The organism is Pararhodobacter sp. SW119, from assembly GCF_017811755.1.
Taxonomy (GTDB): domain Bacteria; phylum Pseudomonadota; class Alphaproteobacteria; order Rhodobacterales; family Rhodobacteraceae; genus Pararhodobacter.
Genome location: NZ_JADDJF010000111.1, coordinates 1 through 4,204, shown reverse-complemented (window position 1 = coordinate 4,204; position 4,204 = coordinate 1). Strand labels below are relative to the sequence as shown.

The following is a 4,204-nucleotide window of genomic DNA, read 5'->3' as shown; positions in this document are numbered from 1 at the left end:
TTACAGCGGGTTGTGAAAGCGTCCAACCTTGGACCCTTGCGCGCCCCGAGGGCGAATTTACGGTCGGGTCTGCCTGCGGCCTCAATTCGCCTCGGCGGTGACCAGGATGCGGCTGTCGGCGGTGATCCCCCCGGTGCCGCCGCGCGCCGCGATGGCCTCGCTCAGCGCCTCGGTGAAACTGTCGGCCGATTCCGAGGTCGGGCGCAGGTCGTCGAAGACCGGCTGCGCCGCGTGCAGGACCAGCACCCGGCTCTTGCCCAGCGTATTCCCGTCGACCAGGAAGGCCAGCCGCCCGTTGCCCTGCGCTTCCTCGACGGCGTAGGCGACACGCACCGGGACCGTCCCGTCCCGCCCCGCGCGCAGCGCCGCGACCGCGTTTTCCTGCCGGTTGTTGTTCGGCAGCAGGTGGTAGACCGCTCCCTTCACATCGACGATCGAGACCCACAGGTACCCGTCGGTGACGCCGGCCGGCAGCACCACGTCGATCACTGGGTTCTCGCCCACGTAATAGCGCCCCGAAGGGTTGGTGTCCGGCCGGTCGCCGAAGCCCATGCGCAACTCGAACCCGCCCGACGGCAGCCCCGCCAGCGTCTCCTCGACCAGGCAGAGGCCCCGGTTGAGAAGTTCCAGATCCAGCACGACCGGTCGGTCCCCGGCAACCGCGGTCAGTGCGTCATAGAGCGTGTCGCGCGTCGCCGCCGTCTCGATCCGGCCCGCGACGGCGATTCGTTCGCCCAGCGAATAGGCGGTCTCCGGCGCGTCGATCTGCGCCAGCGGACCGCAGTCGGCACCCGCCTCCAGGATCCCGTCGACCTCTTCGACCGGCAGGCGTACCGGGCCCAGCAGGATGTCCGCGCGCACCGACAGATCGCCCGGCACCGGCGCGGCCAGCGCGAAGTTCACGCGCTCCTGCAGGCTGCGGTCGCGGGTCATGCCGCTCACTTCGACCTCGGTGCCGGTCGCGGCGATGCGCCATTCCTCCAGCGGGTCGAGCGTTTCGACCAGATGCGCGATCCCTTCCCCCCACGCGTCGGGAATGTCGCCGCGCGCAAGCGCCAGCCGTGCCTCGCCCCCCTGCGCCGCAAGGCGGGCGGCCAGCGAGTCGCGCAGCGCGGCGTCGGGGACATGCCCCTCGGCCTGCGGCGCGCCCTCGGCGGGGAAAGCGACGACCAGCGTGTAGGGGTCGGCACGCGGCGGACCCAACATCGGATCGAGCCAGTCGGCGAAATAGCCGCCCACTCCGGCCCCGGCCAGCGCCAGCACCGCAATGCCCGCCAGCAGCAGCCCGCGCCCCCCGCTTTTCCGGGTGTCCGCCGGGGGTGCCGTCGCGGCCGATGCCGATGGTTTCGCCGCCGCCGATCCGGTCGCACCACCGGCGCGGCGGGGCGGCAGCGTGGTGGGCTGCAGCGCCGCCTCGTCGGGCAGGTAGGCCGGGTCGATCGCCTCCAGCACCTCCTGCGCCGACTGGAAGCGGTGGTCGGGGTCGGGCTGGGTCATCCGGTCGATCAGCGATTTCAGCGGCTCCGGCACGCCCTCGGTGTCTAGCGGCATGGCCTTGCGGCGCATCACCTCCATCGGGTTGCGGCCGACATCGGGTGGCGCGCCGCGGAAGGTCGCCAGCAACAGCGCCCCCAGCGCGTAGATATCCGACCGCGCATCCGCCCGCCCGCTCAGTTGTTCGGGCGCGGCATAGGCATACTTGCCGGCGAACTCGCCCCCGGTGATCGTCTCGGCGCCGGGGTTGTCGTCCTTGGCGATGCCGAAATCGATGATCACCGCCTGCTCGGGCTTGCCGCCCTTCAGGATGATGTTGTCGGGCGACAGGTCCCGGTGAAAGATGTTGCGTCCGTGCGCGACCGCCAGGCCCGAGGCGACGCGGGCGCAGATCACCAGCAGATCCTCGGCCGGAAGCCCGCCCTTCTTCAGCAACTCGTGCAGACCCGGACCATCGACATAGTCCATGATCAGGTAGACATGCCCATCCGGGGTGCGGTGGTTCTCCGAATAGCGCACCACCGCGTCGTGGCGGATGTCGCGCATCGCCTCTTCGCGGTTCATGAGGACCAGGTAATCCTCGTTTCCGGCGAATTCGGATTTCAGCACCTTCATCGCCAGCAGCCGTCCGGATATCTCGGACCGCGCGCGATAGACCTCGGACGTGCCACCGCGTCCCAGCACCCCCTCGATCCGGTAGGTGTTGTTGATCAGCTGATCGGGCTTGAAGATGTCGGAGGGGCGCGAGTCGATCATCTGGGGCGTGTCACCTGCTCAACCGCACAATCCCGCGGACAAGGGACACGCGACCGGAAAGGGCCCCTTCGGCCCCATGCCTGCGCGTCTCGCCATGCCGGTTTCAGCTCATCGCCTGGAACTCGACCCGGCGGTTTTCGGGGCTACGGGGATCCTCGGGATCGTAGAGGTAGTCGGGCCCCACGCCGATCGCCTCCAGCCGGGCGGAGTCGATTCCGCATTCGCCGACGAGGTGGCGCTTCACCTCCTCGGCGCGCATCAGGGACAGGCGCTGGTTGTAGGCCGCGCTGCCGACGGCGTCGGTATGCCCGATGATGCGGAAGCGTTCGATGTCGATCTCGCGCATGACGTTGCACAGCGCCTGCAGGCGGGGTTTCTGGTCGTCGCGCAGCGCAGAGGAATCAAAGTCGAAGCTGATGCGGATATTGACCTGCTCGGCCCGGTCGAGCTGAACGTAGTCGTCGGCACTGGTGGTCGTCACACCCTGCTCGGGCTGTTGCGTCGCGCCGCCGGCCGCGGGGGCAAGGACCAGGCCGCGGGTGCGCTGGGTGCGGAAAAGCTCCTCAAGCTGGGATTCGCTGAGCTCGGCCGCGTCCTGCGCGCTTGCCGGCAGGGGCGCGCCCACGACTAGGCAGGCGGCGAGGGCATAACCAAGAAGGACAGGAAGACGAAAATCTGCGAGTGTCATAGGGCCGCCATTCGTTAATCATGACAGGGGGATGGCCGGGCCATCGCGGTCAGGATACACATTCTGCCGCCGTCTGCCAACAATTCCGCACGAGCCGTCGCGGCGGCGTGATCGGCGACGCGAAGTGGCTTGATCGAAACCGCGTTTCGCGCGACGCTGCGACCCGTGTTCCCGAGGAGTGCCGGCAACCGGAGTCATGCGAGTCGTCCCCGTCATCATCCTCGCCATCGCGATCGTGCTGGCGCCGGTTCTGTGGTTCGTACTGCAACGCCTCGATCCGCCCGGCGCAGAGGGCGGGCGGGCGGTGGACAGCGGCGCGCGCATCGAGATCGAGATGCTGCGCCAGCAGATCGAGAACATGCAGATCCGCATCGACGAACTGGAAAACCGCATCGCAATGCGACCCGATCCGGGCCAGGACGGGCTGCTGCCGTACTACGACCGCGACGATCCCGATGCCGACTGGCCGCGCGATACCGAGAACACGATCCTCGACAGTTACGCGCAAGTGGTGGTGATCCCCACGCGCCGGTCGCTGAACGAGGGGATGAGCGTCGCGACCCCCGGGTTTCTGCAAGAGCTTCTGGGCCGCCCGCGCCCGGATCTGAGCGACGACTGCCAGCCGATGACCAACCCCGATCTGCGGGAGATGCTGGTGATCGAGGAGGTCGGGCCGATCCGCGTGCAGATGCTGCGGCCGGCGGTGGAGTCGCTGCGCCGAGTCTTCGCCGAGATCCGGCGCGCCGATCCCGACCTTTATGAACGCATCGGCACCGCCGGATCGCTTTGCGTGCGGCAGATCCGCGGTACGCGCGACCGCTTGTCCTCGCATTCCTTCGGAACCGCGGTCGATCTGAACATCGATGGGCGGCTCGATGCGTTCGGCGCGGGCACGACGCAGCTGGGGTTGACGATCCTGGCGGATTTCTTCGCCGCCGAGGGCTGGATCTGGGGCGCGGCCTTCGGGCGCGAGGATTCCATGCATTTCGAGGTCAGCCGAGAGAAGCTGCTGAAATGGCGCGAGGAAGGGCGGATCTGAGCGGCCTGCCCGTTTCGGCCAGCGCCCGAATCCGTGCCCGAATCTGCGCGGTATCGGCGAAACACCGGGCGGTCCGCTAGCGGACAGACGATTACTGAATTGATTTAAAAAGAAAAAATCCGTGATTGCAACCAAAATTTAACCCCTTGCCGTTAGCCCCATCACTGGCTGCGCGGCGCGGTCGACATGAAGAAATAGACCCATTCGCCCTTGAACTCGGGGTCCGT

Annotated in this window: 3 protein-coding genes; 1 reads left to right on the top strand and 2 read right to left on the bottom strand. The window is 67.9% G+C overall.

Annotated features, from left to right (window positions below; genetic code table 11):
* Nucleotides 1-81: 81 nt before the first annotated feature.
* Together IM708_RS20445 and IM708_RS20440 are read right to left on the bottom strand one after the other, a co-directional pair.
* Nucleotides 82-2,250 (bottom strand): serine/threonine protein kinase, encoded by a 2,169-nt coding sequence (locus tag IM708_RS20445; protein WP_209428404.1) that lies wholly within the window; start codon nt 2,248-2,250, stop codon nt 82-84.
* A 103-nt stretch (nt 2,251-2,353) separates the two neighbouring features.
* A complete protein-coding gene (locus tag IM708_RS20440; RefSeq protein WP_209428403.1) occupies nt 2,354-2,938 on the bottom strand; it encodes an OmpA family protein in 585 nt (194 codons plus the stop codon).
* A gap of 196 nt (nt 2,939-3,134) precedes the next feature.
* Here IM708_RS20440 and IM708_RS20435 point away from each other — a divergent pair, with 196 nt between their 5' ends.
* Nucleotides 3,135-3,977: a M15 family metallopeptidase gene (locus tag IM708_RS20435; protein WP_209428402.1), complete on the top strand. Its 843-nt coding sequence runs from the start codon at nt 3,135-3,137 to the stop codon at nt 3,975-3,977.
* Nucleotides 3,978-4,204 lie beyond the last annotated feature (227 nt).

Bases quoted from the DNA above. Each gene is read 5' to 3' on its own strand.
- IM708_RS20435 (WP_209428402.1), top strand. From the start codon at position 3,135: ATGCGAGTCGTCCCCGTCATCATCCTCGCCATCGCGATCGTGCTGGCG.
- IM708_RS20445 (WP_209428404.1), bottom strand. From the start codon at position 2,250: ATGATCGACTCGCGCCCCTCCGACATCTTCAAGCCCGATCAGCTGATC.
- IM708_RS20440 (WP_209428403.1), bottom strand. From the start codon at position 2,938: ATGACACTCGCAGATTTTCGTCTTCCTGTCCTTCTTGGTTATGCCCTC.